Here is a 19552-nt window from a genome sequence, read left to right on the forward strand (position 1 = left end):
TAGACTATTAGCTCATTCTGGCATAAGCAATTGTTTATTTTGTTGTGCTAATACTTTCAAATATTTCCACACTGTTTCTACCTGAGATAAACGTTTACTTTCTGGGTGTGTTACTAGATAAAAGCTACGCACTAATTTAATTTCATCACTACAAAGTTTAACTAAGCTAGCATCTTGTTCAGCCAGAAAGCAAGGTAAAATACCAATACCTAGTCCGCTTTTTATTGCACTATACTGACTCGTAATACTTGTACTTTGAAAACTAGGTTTAATATCTGCACTTAACTCTTTTAAATAAGAGAGTTGTTCAGTAAATAAAAGGTTATCAACATAACTAACCCATTGATATTTAGATAGTTGACTAAATTCTACATTTCCTTCTATTTCTTTAAGATAGCTTGCATGCCCGTATAATTGCAACTGATAGTCACAAAGTTTTGTAATAATTGTTGAAGTGCTCTTTGGCTTTTCAACAGCGATTGCAATATCTGCTTCATTTCGGCTTATTTTTACGTAGCGGGCAAAGTGTACTAGCTCTATTTGAATATTAGGGAATTCATGTTTAAGTTTTGTTAAATTAGGCGCAATAAAACAATTACCAAACGCTTCAGTGACACCAATACGAACACGACCGCTATTTAAATCTTTTTGCTCTTTTATTTCATCGAATGCCTGAACAGCATCAAGCTCCATTCGTCGAGCAAATTGTAATAGCTTTTTACCATCATGCGTTAAGACATGCCCATCTACAGTTCGTTCAAATAATTTTGTGGCTAAATTTTCTTCTAGCTTATGCACACGTCTAGAGAGCGTTGATGCATCAATCATCAAACGCTTAGCCGCTATAGATAAACGCTCGCTACGCGCGACCTCTAAAAATAATTTTATATCATCCCAGTTCATTATTTAATCATAACAACAAAAACAACTGCTTGCAAAAATGCAATAGCTACTGCATTTATGCGTATTGCTCAGTAAATGTTAAAAGATTACTTTAGTACCAATTAAAATAAATTACTTGAAAAAAGGACTGTCATGACTGTTAAAGAGATTCCTCTGATCATCAATGGTGAAAAAGTTCGTTCTACTACAGATACTTGGTTAGACGTTTTAAATCCTGCTACACAAGAAGTAGTTGCCCGAGTACCTATAGCAACCAAAAAAGAGGTTGCCGCTGCAGTTGCAAGTGCTGCTGAAGCTTTTAAAAGTTGGTCTAAGGTTTCTTTAACTAACCGTATGCGTATCATGTTGAATTTTCAACAATTAGTGAGAGAGAATACTCAAGAGCTTGCTGCGTTAGTTACTTTAGAGCATGGTAAAACACTCCCAGATGCTGAAGGCGAAGTTGGTCGTTCATTAGAGGCTATTGAAAATGCCTGCTCAATTACCCGTTTACAATTAGGTGAAATTGCGAATAACGCAGCATCAGGCGTAGATACTTATACATTGAATAAGCCAATTGGTGTTGGTTTAGGCATTACCGCATTTAATTTTCCATTAATGCTGCCATCGTTTATGTTCCCACCTGCTATTGCTTGTGGTAATACGTTTATTTTAAAACCATCAGAACAAGCACCTTCATCAACAATTCTACTTGTTGAATTAGCACTTCAAGCAGGTATTCCAGCCGGTGTATTGAATGTTGTTCATGGTGATGCTGATGTCGTTAATCAATTAATTGAAGCTGAGCCAGTAAAAGCAGTGTCATTCATTGGTTCAACTGGTGTTGGTACACACGTATATAACCATGCGACTAAACACGGTAAACGTGCCCAATCTATGATGGGTGCTAAAAACCATATGGTCATTATGCCTGACGCAAATAAAGATCGTGCTATTAATGATTTACTTGGTTCAGCCTTTGGTGCAGCAGGACAGCGCTGCATGGCTAACCCTGTAACAATTCTAGTAGGTGAAACTCGAAACTGGCTACCTGAAATTGTTGAACGAGCAAAACAAATGAAAATTGGCCCAGGTACGCAACGAGATGCCGATTTAGGCCCGGTTGTTTCACCACAAGCTAAAGCTCGTATTATTAGCATACTCGACAGCGGCGTTGAACAAGGTGCTACTATGCTAATTGACGGTAGAAATTGTCAGGTTGAAGGTTATCCAAACGGCAATTTTGTCGGACCAACCTTATTTACTAATGTAACTACCGATATGGACATTTATACTCAAGAAATTTTTGGTCCGGCCTTATGTGTATTAGAAGCTGAAACATTAGATGAAGCGATTGAGATAATTAATGCCAATCCAAATGGTAATGGCACGTCTTTGTTTACTTCTTCTGGCTGGGCAGCACGAAAATTTGAAAATGAAATAGATGTTGGTCAAGTGGGTATTAACGTACCTATTCCTGTACCAGTAGCCTATTTCAGCTTTACCGGCTCACGTGGCTCTAAATTAGGTGATTTAGGACCTAACGGTAAGCAAGTAATCAGCTTTTGGACTTATACAAAATCAGTAACCGCTCGTTGGTTCGAACCAGACCATCAAGATGGCTCTGAAATTCACTCAACGATTAGCATGAAGTAAGTTTCAAACAACTAATAATCAATAATTAATGGGTAACGGGTAACGAACATAAAGCTTTGTTATCCGTTATTCATTCTACTTTATTAAATATCGCCTTCTTGTAGAAAATTTTGATAGTTCTCAATAGCACTTGAATTACCTTTATTACGTTGGCAAACACTTTTTTGATATTGATAATTAAAAACATCAAACCATAAATCAAGTAAATGTCCGTTATCTTTCTCACCAAACATATCAAGTACTCTAGCGGCAACTTCAGCCGTTGAAAATTGATGCTCTAATTCAGTTTTTCTCACGGTATAACGAGAGTCGTTGCCGACAGGTGATGATAAGTTATCAACCAAGCTTTTGGGATCAAAAGAAACAAGAGGAAACTTATCTAAATAAGGACTCTTTCGAAACATCTTTTTAGCTTCTCGCCAACTGCCATCAAGCATAATAAATAAAGGTTTTTTTCCTTCATCACATACCACAGTATTAGAATTAACTTCGCGGTTATCGTCAGCATATTCTTGAGGAAAAACAACAAAAGGTTGCCATTGCTCATCATCAAGCACTGCTTGTAATTCGTCATTTTTGGTTGTACGTGACCATAAAAAAGCAAAAGTATCAGGAATTAAATCAGCTATCAACTTTCCCGTATTACTTGGTTTTAATACTTCAGTGTCATACATCAACAGTAGGAAGCCTGCATTGGTTTTCACAGTGCCCTTGGCTGGGGCAATAGTGCAAATGCAATATTGCTTAGCTAAGCGGCAGAGTTCACAGCGTATAACTCGCTGTCCTCGTGCTTTATATGTGGTGGTACTTAAGCTTTTTCTAAATAGGTGTAATTGATGAACAGCGTGCATGAAGGATTAAATAAAAATGAAAAGGCTTATTAATGATAACATTACTAAGCCTTGGAAATAATAAATATAAAACGCCTAAAGTTAAAAACGATAATTACATTAACTTTTTCTCTTGCTTATCATCAATTTTTACAGTGTTAACCGTAATAACATTAATATCAGCTAAAGATGGAATATTCGATCTTAGCTTTTCTTCAAGTTGATCTATTTCAATAGCAGCTGCGCACAAGCTATCAGCTTTACGCTCAATTTTCTCAGCACCTGATTTCATTTCATATTCAATAGTTTCGCCAAAATTTTCCATACGAGTTTCAAAATCATTGCTATCGCCGCCTGAAAGCATCATTTCCTGTCCCAGAGCAACCAGTAAATTTCCCATTGAATTCATCACCGCTTTTTCTACTGCTGACTCAATACGTTGTTCGATATCAGCGCCAAAAAGTTCATCGTCTTTCACGCCATCTTCACCAATAGTAAAACCATTTTTAATGGTAAAGCGCTCAGCGACCTCTGCTTTAAGTGAAGAAAGCTCTTGAGTTAAATCAGCGCCAACTTCATTGCCTTCGCCTAATAGTTGATTAAATGCTAAATCAACACCAGCTAACGCAAGATCAACACCTTCAATAGCAATAAGCCTTACTTGCGGTACTATATTTCGAATATCAGTCGCGTATTTTTTTACTAACGCTTGTTGCTCAGAGTTCAGCGAAATATTTTTTCCACCAACGGTTAAGTTATATTGCTTATCAATAACATATAAAACTTTCTCTTTCTTTTTTGGTTCGAAGAATTCAAGTTTTGTCTCATTAATTGTTAAGCCTGCCTTTAAATCAACATCACAAGAGTCATGCGCATACAGTGCTGTTGATGAAAATAATGAGAGCAATGTTGCAGCAATAAGTGTTTTTGGTGATTTAATTGTTAACAATAATTTATTTATCATGATGATACCTTCTATGCAATTTCGGTTAGTGCTTTAATTAGCATCTGCTATTAGCACATGTTCTAAGCGTTTATTTTTACGTTATTATTTAACGCTTTTCTGTTAGCCTTTATTTTAATACTACAAGAGTGATGCCAAGTTTAATTAATTATTTTTCAATAACATAGAAATATGTGAAAAGTAATTTTTTAATAGAAACAATAATATTTAGTAAAAAAAGCTAAATATTAGCAATTAAATTTTAGTTAACACTTAGCAGACTAATAGCGACAGGAAATCAATAATTTTGCATTTCAAACAACCGTGACTGGCAACGTTGAAATTCAAAACTTAGCTGCTGTCCTTGATAAAGGTCCACTATATCAACATCGGCACTGATAATTAATTGTACTTTTCTATCATAAAATTCATCAACTAGTGCGATAAAGCGACGAGCTTCATCATCTAAGTGTCGTAAACTCCCCATTAATACGCCACTTCGTTGATAACTATCTTCTACGCCTGAAAATACCGCAGGTACCAGTTCACCAGAAAATTGTGGAACATCGCTTATTAATACTGTTGCAAACTTATCTGACAATTGAATGTAGTCTCTTTGGCTTCGAGGCCCAGAGCAAAGATCATAAAAATCGAACCAAATATATTTATCTGCTTTAGCCCGATAACTAATTTTTCGATTATTAATAATAATCTCTTTGTCTAAAAGTGTAGGTAAACCATGACATAATGCCTTAAAACGTTTCGCAAGAAGTTGTTCGCCATCAGCATTGCTAAAATAATAATTTTTGTAGCCTACGACTACAGCATCGGTTAATCGATGATCTGTATCACCATTAACGGATAGTATTTGGCAATATTGATTAATCAAATCGATCGTCGGTAAAAATCGCTCTCGTTGTAAACCATTACGATAAAGTTCTTCCGGCTTGCAGTTAGATGTAAACACCAGTGTTATACCTAAGGAAAATAACTCACGGCATAGCCCTGAAAGTAACATTGCATCACCAATATCACTCACAAAAAACTCATCAAAACACAGTAATTCAATATCAGTTGCCCAAGACTTTGCAATATAGGCGAGTGGATTTACATTCACTTTCTGACCAGAAGATGATTGTTGTGTAGCAAGGTTATTTAGCTGTTGATGAACACTTTCCATAAAACGATGAAAATGAATGCGCTTCTTATGCTTAATAGGAATATTTTGATAAAACATGTCCATTAACATTGTTTTACCTCGACCTACCCTGCCATACAAATATAAACTTTTAAGTTGAGGAATAGCCCCTTCAGAGATTGGTTTATGTCTCAATATTTTATAAAGGGGTAAACGCGCAAATATAGTACTTAAGAAGCTTTGTGGATGACACGATTTTCGTTCATTACTAATTTGCACTAGTTGTTTAGATAACAAATCTAGTGCAGCAACAGCTGAGGATTGTGCTTTGTCTTCATAAAGCACCTGTTGCTTAATTAATTGTTGATATTGTTTGAGCAAAATATAACGGCTATTTTCTATAAGCTTATGTTTATGGGGGTAGTTTTCTATACCGTTAAGTGACGTACTTTATAGGTTCGTCCTTTCATTTTCCCCATTGATAACTTTCTTAATGCGCTTTTTAACACTTTTTTATCTACCGCAACATAAGACCTAATATCTAAAACACTGATTTTGCCTACATCTTTGCCAGTGATTTCAACACCGCCATTTTTGCCTTCAGTATTTTTAGCTGTTAATGCGCCTAAAATATCACCTGGGCGAACTTTTTGCTTTTTACCGCCATCAATTTGTATCGTCGCCATTTTAGCTTGTGGCCTAACATTATTTAGCACTTCAGCAGAAGGTAATAAACCTGGTTTGATGACTTGTTCAAGTTCATCTTCAATTAACCCTACTTTGTAGCTTTCTTTATCACTGAACAATGACACCGCTTTACCTTGCGCTCCAGCACGACCTGTACGGCCAATACGGTGAATATGTACTTCACTGTCATGTGCTATATTATAGTTAACAACTAAGTCAAGAGAGTCTATGTCTAACCCCCTAGCTGCAACATCAGTAGCCACTAATATGGCAGCACTTTTATTAGCAAAGCGTAATAAAGTTTGATCTCTGTCTTTTTGCTCTAAATCGCCATGTAATGCTAAAACGCTAAAGCCATCATCATGTAATTTATTGCAAACGGCTTGGGTCTCTTTTTTGGTATTACAAAAAATAACAGTAGACTCTACTGGGTTATCAAGCAGTATTAAGCGTAGTGCTTCAAATCGTTCTATGTCATCTTCAACATGGAAGAACTCTTGCGATATATTAGATTGATCTTCCTCAGTGCTCACTTTTATAATCACTGGTTCAGTCATTATACTTTCACTGATCGCTTGAATTTGTTTCGGAAAAGTTGCGCTAAATAGCAAGGTTTGGCGATCAAGCGGCGTGCGCTCAACAATATTATCAAGTGCTGCTTCAAAGCCCATTTCTAACATACGGTCGGCTTCATCAAGTATTAATAAGTTTAAATCATCTAACTTGAGTGTGCCTTTAATGACATGTTCTTCAATTCGGCCAGGCGTTCCTACAATAATATGAGCACCATGTTCTAATGAGCCAATTTGAGGACCAAATGGTGTGCCACCGCATAGCGTAAGTACTTTTATATTATGTACTGCGCGGGCAAGTTTACGAATTTCTTTTGCTACTTGATCTGCTAATTCGCGCGTAGGGCAAAGTATCATAGACTGAATTCTAAAACGTTTAACTTCTAGTTTTTCTAGTAAAGCTAAACCAAAAGCAGCGGTTTTACCTGAGCCTGTTTTAGCTTGAGCAATAACATCTTTACCCATTAACATTTCAGGTAAACTTTGTGCTTGTATTGGCGTCATTTCTTGATAGCCAAGAGAAGATAAGTTTTGCACTAAATCTTTATGCAGGTTTAGTGAAGAAAAAGCTAATGAGCCTTTGCCGTTAGTAGTTGTTTCGCTCAAGGTTGTGCCTCTGTATTGTTCAAATTGAAATAATTTAAGATATAATAAACTTTCAAGGGAAAGTGAATAAGCGCATAATAACAGCAATCGACCTTTTCAGCTATTTAACACGAAAGAATAAACTATGAATCGTAAAAAGAAAATTAATGACACACTAAAAAAGAAGCAAAAAAAAGCGAATGCTAAATTACATACCAGTAATAAGCCTCGTTATATATCTAAAGCAGAAAGAGAAAAATTGGCATTAGAAGAAGCAGCTTCAAAAGAAACTGAAGAAAGTTAAGCCATCAAAATAGTCAAAAAAAAAGCTATGAATTATTTCACAGCTTTTCTAGTTTTAAATTTATTAATATTACGTTATACGATTATGATAAATTCATCTCTTGCACTTTCTCATGTGCTATTTCTGGCGCTGTACTTTGAGGTTTTTCATGTAAATTAGCTTTTAACTGACCTTTACGATGTTTTAAGGCCGCATCAAGTTTTTTAATTGCACTGGCAATGGCTGGGTACATTACATCATCAATTCCTTTTACTGATATACGTCCACCTTCATAGTTTGTTGTTACTTCAACCTGATGTTGATTATGCTCTTTAGACACGATAACGTCTAAGGCAATTAATGTTGGAAAATGACTTGCAATTTTAGAAAATTTTGCATCGATGTCTTCTTTTACTGAAGCAGAAATTTCAACGTGGTGACCAGAAAGATTTATTTTCATAGGTATTCCTTTTAACATTTACTTTAAACAGTACTGTGAAGTAAAGCTGAGATTAAACGTTGTAAAATGTAACGTCTTAATAAATAGTTGAGGGCATAAAAATAAAAAACAACCTCTGCCTAGTTATTTTTATTTACCCTCTATTTAAAAGTAGCTTAAAATCAGGATAATTGCTATTGATCTAGATTAAGAAATTGTAAGTAAAAACACAGTGTAGAATTAAAAGATTAAATGCATGATAATTAAAGAAAATATACCTGCTAGAATATCATCAAACATGATACCCGCCCCACCTGACATTTTCTTATCAATAAAAGAAATAGGCCAAGGTTTTAAAATATCAAAGACTCGAAATAATAAAAAGCCAACTAAAACAGTTTGCCAACTGACAGGCACCATAAACATTGTTATAAAATAGCCAACAAATTCATCCCATACAATGGCTGGGTGATCATGAACTCCTACATCATTTGCCGCTTTACCACAGATATAAATACCGGCGACACTCATAACAATTACCGCAGCTAAATAGTATGTTGGTGTTAACAATGCTAACAGTAAAAAAAGCGGAACTGCTGCTAAGGTACCAAAAGTACCCGGTGCTTTAGGGGCTAAACCACTACCAAACCCTAAAGCCAAAAACTGAACCGGTTGTTTAAGATCAAACAAAACCTTTGATTGGGAATTTTTCATAGTTATGCCGACGCTATTAGAAGTTATTTATTGTGAAGAAAAATGTTGAAAACCTGAGCTTTTAATTGCTACTGGTTTATTATTCAATGTAGTAGAAATAGTTTGCGATGCATTTATTTGTCCTATACAAGTGACCGAAGTACTTGTATGAGATAACGCAGTTTCTAATCCGACTTTTTTATCTTCAGAAACGGTAAACAATAATTCATAATCATCGCCACCATTAAGTGCTAACTCCACCGCATCTTCAAACAATTGTGATTTTTTCATAGTTTCAGATAAGGGAATAGCATCTAAAACAACATTTGCACCAACATTTGAAGCTTGGCAGATATGTCCTAGATCAGCAAGTAAGCCATCAGAAATGTCTATTGCCGCTGAAGCATATTCACGTAAAGCTTGACCTGCAAGTACACGTGGCCTTGGATAATCTAATTTTCTTTGAACATGTTCAATAGCTTCGCTATCCGTTAAAACACCTTCTTTGAGATGTAATAACGCTAAAGCAGCATCGCCTAAGTCACCGGTAACATAAAGCCAGTCACCGGCTTTAGCACCAGAGCGCGTTAAATATTGATCTTCAGCCGTTAACCCCTGTGCTGTTATCGTTATACTTAATGGCCCTTGCGTAGTGTCACCACCAATAAGCTCTACATTATAGAATTCACAAAGCTCAAAAACACCTGAGCAAAAATCAGTAAGCCACTCATCATTCACTTCAGGTACAGTAATAGCTAATGATATCCAACTAGGCTTTGCACCCATCGCAGCAATATCTGATAAATTTACCGCAACAGCTTTATGACCAATAGCTCTCGCTGCGGTACCTAAAGGAAAATGAACGCCAGCAACCAACGTATCCGTAGTGACAACAATTTTTTGATTTTTAGTACAAGAAACTACTGCACAATCATCACCTATTCCAAGAAGTACGTCTTTTCTTTGTACTGCTTGCTTGGTGAAGAATTCTTTTATGAGTTCAAATTCTTTCATAGCACTAACTATTTACTCTTTGGCATAAAGATTTATTACTCTTGAGGGCGAATTAATTTTACAGCTTTATCTAAAACGCCATTAATAAATTTATGGCTATCATCAGCAGCAAACAATTTCGCTAATTCAATCGCTTCATTAATGACCACGCGATAAGGTACGTCTTGGCATTCACTTAATTCGTATACAGCAACACGTAATATTGCCTTTTCAACATGATCAATATCATCAATTGGTCTATCAACATGTGGCGAAATGGCAAGATCTAATCCAGCTATATTGCCCGTTACACCACGTAAAAGTTGTTGAAAGTATTCAATATCAAAACGACGTTTGCTATTTTCTGAAATGAAATTAAGTTCCACGTCATTAACTGAGTTTTGACTAATTTGCCATGAATAAACAGCTTGAACCGCTAGTTCACGTGCTTTTCTTCTAGGAGAAGGTTTCACAATATGTATCCTAAATTTGAGAAAGAACGTTAACCATTTCTAATGCGCCAAGAGCTGCTTCTGCACCCTTATTACCCGCTTTAGTTCCAGCACGTTCAATAGCTTGTTCAATAGAATCAGTTGTAATAACACCAAAAGAAACAGGTATTTCTGATTCTAAACAAACTTGTGCTAAACCTTTGTTACACTCACCAGCAACAAAATCAAAGTGTGGCGTACCACCACGAATAACAGCACCAATGGCGATAATTGCATCAAAATCACCTTTTTTAGCAAGTTTTTTAGCTGCTAATGGTAATTCGTAAGCACCTGGCACACGAACAATAGTAATATCACTATCAGCAACACTACCGTGACGCTTAAGTGCATCAACTGCACCATCAAGTAAGCTATCAACTATAAAGTGATTAAAACGCGACACAACAATGGCAAATTTTTTGCCTTTAGCTTGAAATGAACCTTCAATAATATTCATCTAACTGTTTCCAATAAAGTTTATATCAAATTGACTGTGCTATTTTCTGTTAACAAGAAGCCAATCAAATGATAAGAGTAAAAAATTGCCGCAATTCTAACAAATTACGGCTAACTTCGGTATATGTTTATAACTTTTTAATGTTAATCTTCAAATTCATCTAAAAGTGCATCTATTGCAGCTTCTTCATCTTCATCAATAACGATGGGGGGATTACCATCATACACACGATAATTCATATTTTGAAAGTATGCATTTTTAATAAACTCATAGGAGTCTGTAGAATTTTCCAGTAACTGCTCTTGATCTTTTATTGACGATCGACTTTCTAAACCGATAATCCCTAAACGCACTACATTTGGCCAAAAATCAATAACAGCTAAAGGCCAATATAAACGATCGACGTAATCACCTACTTCTTCTCGAACAGAGCTAGGACCAAGCCCGGGTATAACAATGTATGGGCCATCTCCGACACCATAAACTCCTAATACTTCACCAAACTCTTCTTGTTCAGTAGACCATTCAAAATCACTTGCAGGATCATAAAAACCAAATAAACCTATAGTAGAATTGAGTACAAAGCGTCCCGTTGCTTTAGCGGCATTTTCCATTTTTAATTGTAGTAAGTTATTAATAATACTTGCAGGTTCATTTAAATTTAATGCCATATTATGTAAGCCCGTTCGTAAAAAAATGGGCATATTGGTGGTATAAAATTCAGACAACGGCTTAGCAACATACTTATCGGCATAATCCCAAGTAAAAGTCCAAAAAGGCCTATTGATAGACTCTAGAGGATCTCTTGGATCACTTAAACCTTCCTGAGCTGAAGGGGTAGTTGAACATCCAGATAAAATAAAAAAAGAAAGTAAAAATAAAATTCTAATAGAGTGGCTTAAAGCGTCTTTCACGAGGATTGTTCCTTGCCATGTTAATGCTAATTAATATGAGTAAAGAAATATTAATAAAGGTATAGGTATAAAGAGAACTAGTTTAACTTGTTTTTATTTCAGAAAACACTAGCCCTTAGCTTTATTTTGATAAACAGAGATTAACATTTCAACCTCGGCGTAAGGAAGTTCGCACTCAGTTACGATTTCGTCAATATCAGCACCTATCTTCGCTAACTTTATTGCTCGAGAGTAGAATTTATCATCACCTTTATCAGTTTGTAATTGCGAGATAAGATCTTGTTGGGAGTTCAATTGAGATTGAATAGCCTTAATTCTATGCTCTAACTGCTTAGATACAAATGTGTTATCAGTTAATGATTTTTCTTGCTGTAGAGATAGATTACGTATCTTCGTATTTAAATCATCGTTGGCTGATTGCAAGCTATTCACGAGTAATTCATGCGCTTGCGATTGAGACTCATAAACAGCAAACTTAGTGCTGTGCCGGGTTATTAAAACAAAAATAATAACCAAACATAAGATACTAATAACAAGTGCAACGATGGCAATAATAGGCACTGCTAGCAAAGACATAAATAGGCTAACTTACGGGTCTGTATAACAATCATAATAAGAGTAATTTCCAAAAAACGTAATTAAACAAGTGTTACCATTCACCAATGCAAAATAATTTATTAAAGAATATGGTTAACAGGAAGTAAAATGTAAGATACTGAATAAACCAATATCTTGGCACATACTCACCTGCTGACGTTCAAAAAACGATTAGAACTGTTTTAGTTCATCCCACTCTTCATCTGATAATAGTTTATCTAAATCGACTAAAATAAGTAGTTCACCATCACGATTAGATACACCTTGTATAAACTGAGCACTCTCTTCATTACCTACATTCGGTGCATCATCAATCTCAGAGGCTTTAAGGTAAACAACCTCGGAAGCACTATCAACCAATATACCTATCACTTGTTGTTCTAACTCAATAACAACGACACGAGTATTATCAGTAACATCACTAGGCTCTAAACCAAAACGAGAGCGAGTATCAATCACAGTGACAACATTACCACGTAAATTAATGATTCCAAGTACATAAACTGGAGCTCCAGGTACAGGCGCTACTTCACTGTAACGTAGAATTTCTTGTACTTGCATAACGTTAATACCATAAGTTTCATTCTCTAATTTGAACGTTACCCATTGAAGTACTTCATCATTTTCACCTTTTTTACCGCTTAAACTGCGTTTTTCGTCAGACATACCACTTGCCCCTCAATTATTTAAGACTTTTTAACTTATCTTTTAAGTTAATTATTATTTCGTATTTGTCGATTAAAGCTTACTAATGACATTATTAATCATCTTGATGAATTCCGCTACCATCATTAAGTAATTGAATTAATGAATTTACATCAAGTAAGGCGCACATTTTATCCTTTACTAAGCCAGCTAACCAAGGTCGCTTACTTGGTGCATCTAACCACTTTACTTCCTCTTGCTTTAAAACAACGGTATCAACTAGATTTTCTGCTGTTAAACCCCAAGCACTATTTCCTAGCATGATCACATACTGGTAATTTAATGAATCTTTCATCTTTTCATCGCACTTTTCGGGCATTACCCATAAGGCAGTATCAACAACATTAATTTTTTCATCTCGATACAACATTACACCTTTATACCATTCAGGTTTTCCCATTAGTGCCGTTGTTTTTTCTATCGGATGAATACCACCTAATTCAACTAACGGCACTGCAACAGTTAAACCACCAACATTAAAAAACAATGCCTGAAAATCACCATCACGATAAGTTTTATCTTCTTGTGGAGGTAAACTAGCTGAGCTTTTTTGTGCAACTATGGTATCTTGACGTTGTTCTGGAGTTCCTTCATCAATTGATATTTTTTTAGTATCAATTACTTTGTTTAAACTCTTTGTTGTTGAAACACTCGTTTCTTTAATATTTAATTCAGCATTAACATTCTTTAGCAGATTTTCTAACCGTTGTTCTTCAATTGATTTACTATCCTTTCTTTCCGGTAAATCATGTCTACTGCTATCTTCCATAGGAGGCTTATCTGTCAATAATTCTGACAGATAATTTTTCATAACTTTTTTACTAGCTGCTAATGATTTTGACATCTATTTGATACTTCTTTGCGCTGGCTTCAATAAATAATCCAATAAATTTTTATAGGAAAAAACACCCCTAGAATTTGGTGAATAATGTGAGGGGACTTTCTGTGCTAAACTTGCATTTCTAAAATTTGTATCAACAGGGATAATATTTGGCCAAATGTTATTTGGATAGGTTTTCTGTAAATGTTTATAAGCTAAGAGTGATGCTTTAGTTCGCTTATCAAACATTGTTCCCACAATAGTATAATTAAAGGGTTTCCCTTGTTCTATTGCCATCATATCCATAGTTTTAACCATACGTTCTAAGCCTTTCAATGCTAAAAACTCTGTTTGTACTGGTACTATTATTCTATCTGACGCAGCTAATGCATTAACCATAAGCACACCTATAATAGGCGGACAGTCTATCAACACATAATCATAACTTTGCGACAATTTTAACATTGCCTTTTTTAACACTAACCCCATACCATTTCTGGCACCTAATGAGCGATCTAAGGTTGCTAAGCCCATAGTTGCCGGTAATATGTCAATATTACTATATTGTGTTGGACATAAACTTTGTAGTATTTGCTCTTTAGATGCAACTTGAACGAATAAATCATAAACACTCAAGTCTAAATCTTCAGATTCAATACCAAAATAGTAACTTAAAGAAGCGTGTGGGTCTGTATCTACAAGTAATACCTTTTTACCACACTCAGCTAATAGACCAGCTAAAGCAATAGTAGTTGTTGTTTTGCCCACACCGCCTTTTTGATTTGCTACAGCCCAAACTTCCAATAGTTATTCCTATATTTAATTATCATCATTTTGTTGATTATTGCTTTGTTGAATCTTGTCTTCTGAAGAGCTCTCATTATTATTTCGTGTTGTAATTCTGATCCCTCCACCGGGCAACTGAATAACTTGGACTTTACCTGTATTACCATTTGCCTCTACAACGTTCATTTTATCTTTAACTTCTTCAATCGAATTACTAGGTGCTGCCAATGCTTCTACTTTTTTCAAACCATATTTCGAAACCGCAATCACAACTTTTCTATTCCGTGCTCGTCCTTCAGCTGTAGTATTATCGGCACTCGGTGAGTATTGCCCATAGCCTTCTATCGCCATACGAGCAGGGTTAACTCCTATCTTTTCCAATTCACGTAAAATAGCCGTTGCCCGAAAAACAGATAACTCCCAGTTAGATGAAAAGATTTCAGTGTTAATTGCTTGATTATCAGTATAGCCTCTTACTCTAACAAAGTTATTAACATCGCCAATAACATCATAAACAATACCTAAGATATTAGACGCAGTATTAGTGACAGAAGATGAACCGCTCGGAAATAATAAGCCACTATTAAGTTCTATCTCTAACCAATCACCATCAATTTTTACCTGAGAAAATCCTGACTCTATAAGATCAAAAAGTGCTGTGTGTAAATCAGCTTCTAAGGATGTTAAATTACTCCCGAGTTGTTCAGCTGAAATATTTAATAAATCTTTCTCATCATCAAATAACTCAGGACCCGCTTCTTCGACTATCCCATTTCCAAATAATATTTTATTAGATTTACTCGTATTAACATCAAGGATATCGTCGCCATGTCCTCGATTTTTTATTTTTTTATCATTTGCCTGAAAAACATGGCCAACTGATTCTGTAATACTTTCAAAAGCTTTATCATTTACCATTGCCATTGCATATAACACGACAAATAATGCAAAAAGAAGCGTCATATAATCAGCATAAGAAACCAACCAACGATGAACATTATCGTGTTCTACGTTATGCCTTCTTTTACGCAATCGTTTCACTGCTCTAACCTAAACGCTGAAAGTTTATTTTCTATCGCGTGTGGGTTTTCTCCATTAGCAATGGCGATCAACCCTTCAAAGATCATTTCTCTATACATAGTTTGTTGATGAACGATTTCTTTTATCTTATTGGCAACCGGCAGATAAATTAAGTTAGCAAAACCAACGCCATAAATAGTAGCAATAAACGCAGTAGCAATACCTTGCCCAAGCATTTCGGGCTCAGTTAAGTTCCCCATTGCATGTACTAAACCTAATACAGCACCAAGAATACCAATAGTTGGGCTATAGCCGCCCATCGATTCGAAAACATTTGCTGAGCGTAAATTATGCTCTCGATATAAATCTAAATCTAGCTCAAGAGACACACGTATATCTTCAATATCAGCTCCATCAACGAGTAAATTCAAGCCTTTTTGGGTATAACTATCCTCTTCATCAAGTGCTATAATTTCAAGCGATAAATAACCACTCTCTCTGGACTTACTCGCCCAAAGAACAATTTTTTTTATTCCTTCATCAATATCATAGGTAGGCGGAGTAAATACCCACTTTAATAAGGAAAACGCATGATAAAATTGACGACTTGAAGACTGCAACATAACAGCCCCTACAGTACCACCAACAACAATAATCAATGCAGGTAACTCAAATAATGCACCGATAGAGCCGCCATCAAGCATGAAACCTAAATAAATAGCAAATAAAGCAAGTAAAAGTCCAGCAATACTGAGCCTATCCATGCCTTATTTCCTTAAGAATAGAGCTCGCGATAGCATCTAAAGGTAGAGATAATTGAGAAATACCTGCAACTGTTACCGCTTGTGGCATACCATATACGACACAACTTTGTTCATCTTGCGCCCAGATTGTAGAACCACTCGCTTTTAACATACGAGAACCTTCTCTACCATCAGCCCCCATTCCTGTTAAGATAACACCTAAGACATTACCACCAAATACTTTACCTGCAGAACCAAAACTCACATCCACACTCGGTCTAAAAGTGATTTTTTCAGAGGTATCATCCATGATTTTAATTTTGGCATGTTGCTCTTTACCCGTAATAATCATTTGACGGCCACCTGGTGCTAAATATGCACAACCTGGCATAAGCGTATCGCCATCACTTGCTTCTTTTACGTTAATTTTACATAAAGAGTTTAACCTACTAGCAAATGCATTAGTAAAAGTTGCCGGCATATGTTGAATTAAAATAATTGGCAATGGAAAATCTTGAGGTAATTGCGTTAATATTTTTTGTAATGCTACAGGTCCCCCTGTAGAGGTACCTATTGCTAATAAATTATATTTTTTTCCAGAAGAAGTTTTAAGCGATGAGGCTTGTTTCTGACTACTAATAGGAGTTTCAGGTACAATCGGCTTTCGAGTACCAGCCGGTACTTTACTGCTTATATTACGATTTACTAGTGTAGTGCGTTCTCTTGATAGATGACGTCTAGATACACCACCTTTTTTTGCGAGTTGAATTACACGTTGTCGTAATAGACTACCCGCCTCATCACTATTTTGTGCTATTTCACTAAATTTTTTAGGTAAAAAATCTAAGGCTCCTGCCTCGAGAGCATCTAGAGTGGCTTTGGCCCCTTGATGAGTTAGTGAAGAAAACATTAAAATAGCGGTAGGCGATCGCGCCATTATTTTTTTTACTGCATCAATACCATTCAAAACAGGCATTTCGATGTCCATAGTAATGACATCAGGTTTAAGTAAAAGAGCTTTATCTACCGCCTCTTGTCCATTAACAGCAACATCAATAACTTCTAGCTGTGGATCTTTATTTAAAATATCAGTGACTCGTCGTCTAAAAAAACTTGAATCATCAACAACGAGTACTTTATAGGTCATTTACTTCATCTACCTTTATAATTAGTCTATTTTATGAGTGCAACTTTCTATTTACTGGCGATTTTTTAGCATAAAATTTTAGCATATTAGGGATATCTATAATTAACGCAATACCACCATCACTGGTAATAGTTGCTCCCGCCATACCTGGAGTTCCATGTAATAATCTATCTAGTGGCTTAATAACCACTTCTTCTTGCCCAATTAATCGATCAACAACAAAAGCAACTTGTTGGTTTCCTAGTTGCACTATTACAACATGACCTTGTTCTCGGCTTTTATTTTCATAATTTTTGACAAGCCATTGATCTAAATAAAATAATGGAATTGCTTTTTCACGAACAATAATAGTTAACTGGCCATCAACACTATTTGTTTTAGTTAAATCTAAGTGAAATATTTCATTAACTGCCGCAAGAGGTAATGCAAATGTTTGCTCACCAACAACAACCATTAACGTTGGTAATATTGCTAACGTCAGTGGCACTTTTATTTCTAAAATTGTGCCTACACCCATCTCAGAATCAATATCAACAGCACCATTTAATTGGGTGATTTTGGTTTTAACAACATCCATACCAACGCCACGCCCTGATACTTCAGAAATTTCTGTTTTGGTTGAGAAGCCAGGCGCAAAAATCAAACTAAAGGCTTCTTTGTCTGACATTCTTGCGGCGGTATCGACGTCTAATACACCACGTTTCATCGCTATTTCTTTTAACTTTTCAGCATTCATACCCGCACCATCATCTTTAATGGTTAACAGGATATGATCACCTTCTTGAGAGGCTGATAACGTAACAGTACCTTGACGTGGCTTTCCTTGAGCTTGGCGCACATCAGGCATCTCAATCCCATGATCCACAGAGTTACGAACCAAATGCACCAAAGGATCCGCTAAAGCTTCCACTAAATTTTTGTCTAAATCCGTGTCTTCTCCTTCCAACACCAACTGTATATCTTTATTAAGACTACGAGCTAAGTCTCGTACAACCCGAGGAAATCGTCCAAAAACTTTCTTAATAGGCTGCATACGAGTTTTCATTACCGCACCTTGCAAGTCGGTGGTAACGGCATCTAGATTTGAAACAGCCTTGGTTAAATTTTCATCATCAGACGTCAACCCAAGGCTTGTTAAGCGATTTCTAACTAATACTAACTCACCAACCATATTCATGATTTTATCAAGTCGTTTAGTATCAACACGCACGGTTGTTTCACCCTGAGGTGTTGATGGTTGCGCTGCTTTCTTAGCTACTGGTGGCTTACTTACCGCTGGTTTTACTTCTGCTGTAGCAGCTGGCTTTGAACTTTCCGTATTTGTTGTCACGGGAGTAGGCTTTGCCATAGAAGGTTGAGTTGGCGCAACTGAAGCTGCACTGCTAGCTTTAGGCGCATTACCTTTACCGTGCAATTCATCAAGTAAGCTTTCAAACTCATCATCATTTATTTCATCAGATGAATTATTTACAATAGAAGAAGATGTCTCTTTTACTTCTGACGAAAATGCTCCTTGACCATGAAGTTCATCCAATAACGACTCAAATTCATCGTCAGAAATTTCATCACTTGACTCTGGAGTAACAGGCGGCTTAACTGCAGGTTCAGGTGCAGATGAATGACTAGCACTGCCATGTAACTCATCAAGTAAGCGTTCAAACTCATCTTCACTCATATCCCCGTCTAAATCAGAGCTTGTATTATCTACAGATTCAGTTTCAGGGAGAGAAGTTTCAGGGATGGGGGCTTCAGGGATAGAAGCTTCAGCGCTTTCTGGCTGACTTAAACGGTGTAATTCTGCTAATAATTCAGCTTCAGCAGGTACTAGCGCCTCTCTATTTTTCACTAACGCAAACATATCATTGATAGTATCAAGCGCTGATAAAATAGTGTCCATTAACTCTGAATTTACTTTACGTTGCCCAGTACGCAGTAAATCAAATATATTCTCTGCACCATGACAAACGTCAACAAGGTCATTTAAAGCCAGAAAACCTGCGCCACCTTTAACTGTATGAAAACCTCGAAAAATTGCATTAAGTAAATCGGCATTATCAACATCATTTTCAAGTTCAACGAGTTGCTCCGAAAGCTGCTCGAGTATTTCACCCGCTTCGACTAAAAAGTCTTGTAGAATTTCTTCATCTGCTTCAAATGACATTCACTAACTC

21 protein-coding genes are annotated in these 19552 nt (G+C 36.1%); 2 read left to right on the plus strand and 19 right to left on the minus strand.

Annotated features, from left to right (window positions below):
- Nucleotides 1-12: 12 nt before the first annotated feature.
- Nucleotides 13-903 (minus strand): LysR family transcriptional regulator, encoded by an 891-nt coding sequence (locus tag Q4496_RS07910; RefSeq protein WP_215973321.1) that lies wholly within the window; start codon nt 901-903, stop codon nt 13-15.
- Between the two features lie 132 nt (nt 904-1035).
- Between Q4496_RS07910 and Q4496_RS07915 the strand changes: the two genes are divergently transcribed.
- The gene (locus tag Q4496_RS07915; RefSeq protein ID WP_215973322.1) at nt 1036-2538 is read left to right on the plus strand and encodes a CoA-acylating methylmalonate-semialdehyde dehydrogenase; all 1503 of its coding nucleotides are present in this window, start codon (nt 1036-1038) and stop codon (nt 2536-2538) included.
- An 83-nt stretch (nt 2539-2621) separates the two neighbouring features.
- Here Q4496_RS07915 and Q4496_RS07920 read toward each other — a convergent pair whose 3' ends face one another.
- From Q4496_RS07920 to dbpA, 4 genes are all read right to left on the minus strand, one after another.
- The gene (locus Q4496_RS07920) at nt 2622-3389 is read right to left on the minus strand and encodes a tRNA-uridine aminocarboxypropyltransferase (protein ID WP_303610203.1); all 768 of its coding nucleotides are present in this window, start codon (nt 3387-3389) and stop codon (nt 2622-2624) included.
- A 94-nt stretch (nt 3390-3483) separates the two neighbouring features.
- On the minus strand, nt 3484-4332 hold the full coding sequence (locus Q4496_RS07925) for a DUF2884 family protein (protein ID WP_215973324.1): 849 nt from the start codon (nt 4330-4332) through the stop codon (nt 3484-3486).
- A 277-nt stretch (nt 4333-4609) separates the two neighbouring features.
- On the minus strand, nt 4610-5830 hold the full coding sequence (zapE, locus tag Q4496_RS07930) for a cell division protein ZapE (protein ID WP_303610204.1): 1221 nt from the start codon (nt 5828-5830) through the stop codon (nt 4610-4612).
- A gap of 47 nt (nt 5831-5877) precedes the next feature.
- Nucleotides 5878-7314, minus strand: a complete 1437-nt coding sequence (dbpA, locus tag Q4496_RS07935) for an ATP-dependent RNA helicase DbpA (protein ID WP_215973326.1) — start codon at nt 7312-7314, stop codon at nt 5878-5880.
- Nucleotides 7315-7438: 124 nt separating this feature from the next.
- Between dbpA and Q4496_RS07940 the strand changes: the two genes are divergently transcribed.
- Nucleotides 7439-7597, plus strand: coding sequence for a DUF2986 domain-containing protein (locus Q4496_RS07940; protein WP_215973327.1), 159 nt, complete (start codon nt 7439-7441; stop codon nt 7595-7597).
- Nucleotides 7598-7679: 82 nt separating this feature from the next.
- Here Q4496_RS07940 and raiA read toward each other — a convergent pair whose 3' ends face one another.
- The 14 genes from raiA to Q4496_RS08010 all read right to left on the minus strand — a co-directional run bounded on the left by raiA (nt 7680) and on the right by Q4496_RS08010 (nt 19542).
- On the minus strand, nt 7680-8036 hold the full coding sequence (gene raiA / locus Q4496_RS07945; protein ID WP_215973328.1) for a ribosome-associated translation inhibitor RaiA: 357 nt from the start codon (nt 8034-8036) through the stop codon (nt 7680-7682).
- Between the two features lie 219 nt (nt 8037-8255).
- Entirely contained in the window at nt 8256-8729 is a 474-nt protein-coding gene (locus tag Q4496_RS07950) for a phosphatidylglycerophosphatase A (protein WP_303610205.1), read from the minus strand.
- A gap of 27 nt (nt 8730-8756) precedes the next feature.
- Nucleotides 8757-9722: a thiamine-phosphate kinase gene (gene thiL, locus Q4496_RS07955; protein ID WP_215973330.1), complete on the minus strand. Its 966-nt coding sequence runs from the start codon at nt 9720-9722 to the stop codon at nt 8757-8759.
- Between the two features lie 35 nt (nt 9723-9757).
- Nucleotides 9758-10174, minus strand: a complete 417-nt coding sequence (gene nusB, locus Q4496_RS07960) for a transcription antitermination factor NusB (protein WP_215973331.1) — start codon at nt 10172-10174, stop codon at nt 9758-9760.
- Between the two features lie 10 nt (nt 10175-10184).
- Complete coding sequence (gene ribE / locus Q4496_RS07965; RefSeq protein ID WP_159818403.1) at nt 10185-10649, minus strand: 6,7-dimethyl-8-ribityllumazine synthase; 465 nt, start codon at nt 10647-10649, stop codon at nt 10185-10187.
- 143 nt (nt 10650-10792) lie between these two features.
- A complete protein-coding gene (locus Q4496_RS07970) occupies nt 10793-11563 on the minus strand; it encodes a VacJ family lipoprotein (protein WP_215973332.1) in 771 nt (256 codons plus the stop codon).
- A 108-nt stretch (nt 11564-11671) separates the two neighbouring features.
- Nucleotides 11672-12139, minus strand: coding sequence for a DUF2802 domain-containing protein (locus tag Q4496_RS07975; RefSeq protein ID WP_303610206.1), 468 nt, complete (start codon nt 12137-12139; stop codon nt 11672-11674).
- A 192-nt stretch (nt 12140-12331) separates the two neighbouring features.
- Entirely contained in the window at nt 12332-12826 is a 495-nt protein-coding gene (locus Q4496_RS07980) for a chemotaxis protein CheW (RefSeq protein WP_215973334.1), read from the minus strand.
- Nucleotides 12827-12920: 94 nt separating this feature from the next.
- A complete protein-coding gene (locus tag Q4496_RS07985; RefSeq protein WP_303610207.1) occupies nt 12921-13709 on the minus strand; it encodes a chemotaxis protein CheW in 789 nt (262 codons plus the stop codon).
- The gene (locus tag Q4496_RS07990; RefSeq protein ID WP_303610208.1) at nt 13710-14489 is read right to left on the minus strand and encodes a ParA family protein; all 780 of its coding nucleotides are present in this window, start codon (nt 14487-14489) and stop codon (nt 13710-13712) included.
- A gap of 15 nt (nt 14490-14504) precedes the next feature.
- Nucleotides 14505-15512, minus strand: a complete 1008-nt coding sequence (locus tag Q4496_RS07995) for a flagellar motor protein MotB (RefSeq protein WP_215973336.1) — start codon at nt 15510-15512, stop codon at nt 14505-14507.
- Complete coding sequence (locus Q4496_RS08000; protein ID WP_215973337.1) at nt 15509-16255, minus strand: flagellar motor protein; 747 nt, start codon at nt 16253-16255, stop codon at nt 15509-15511. Before Q4496_RS08000 ends, Q4496_RS07995 begins: the two co-directional genes overlap by 4 nt.
- Nucleotides 16248-17381, minus strand: a complete 1134-nt coding sequence (locus Q4496_RS08005; RefSeq protein WP_215973338.1) for a chemotaxis response regulator protein-glutamate methylesterase — start codon at nt 17379-17381, stop codon at nt 16248-16250. The genes Q4496_RS08000 and Q4496_RS08005 overlap by 8 nt, the downstream gene beginning before the upstream one ends.
- 31 nt (nt 17382-17412) lie before the next feature.
- A complete protein-coding gene (locus tag Q4496_RS08010; RefSeq protein ID WP_215973339.1) occupies nt 17413-19542 on the minus strand; it encodes a chemotaxis protein CheA in 2130 nt (709 codons plus the stop codon).
- Nucleotides 19543-19552: the final 10 nt, after the last annotated feature.

Source organism: Colwellia sp. 5_MG-2023, from assembly GCF_030547795.1.
In the GTDB taxonomy this organism is placed as follows: domain Bacteria; phylum Pseudomonadota; class Gammaproteobacteria; order Enterobacterales; family Alteromonadaceae; genus Colwellia.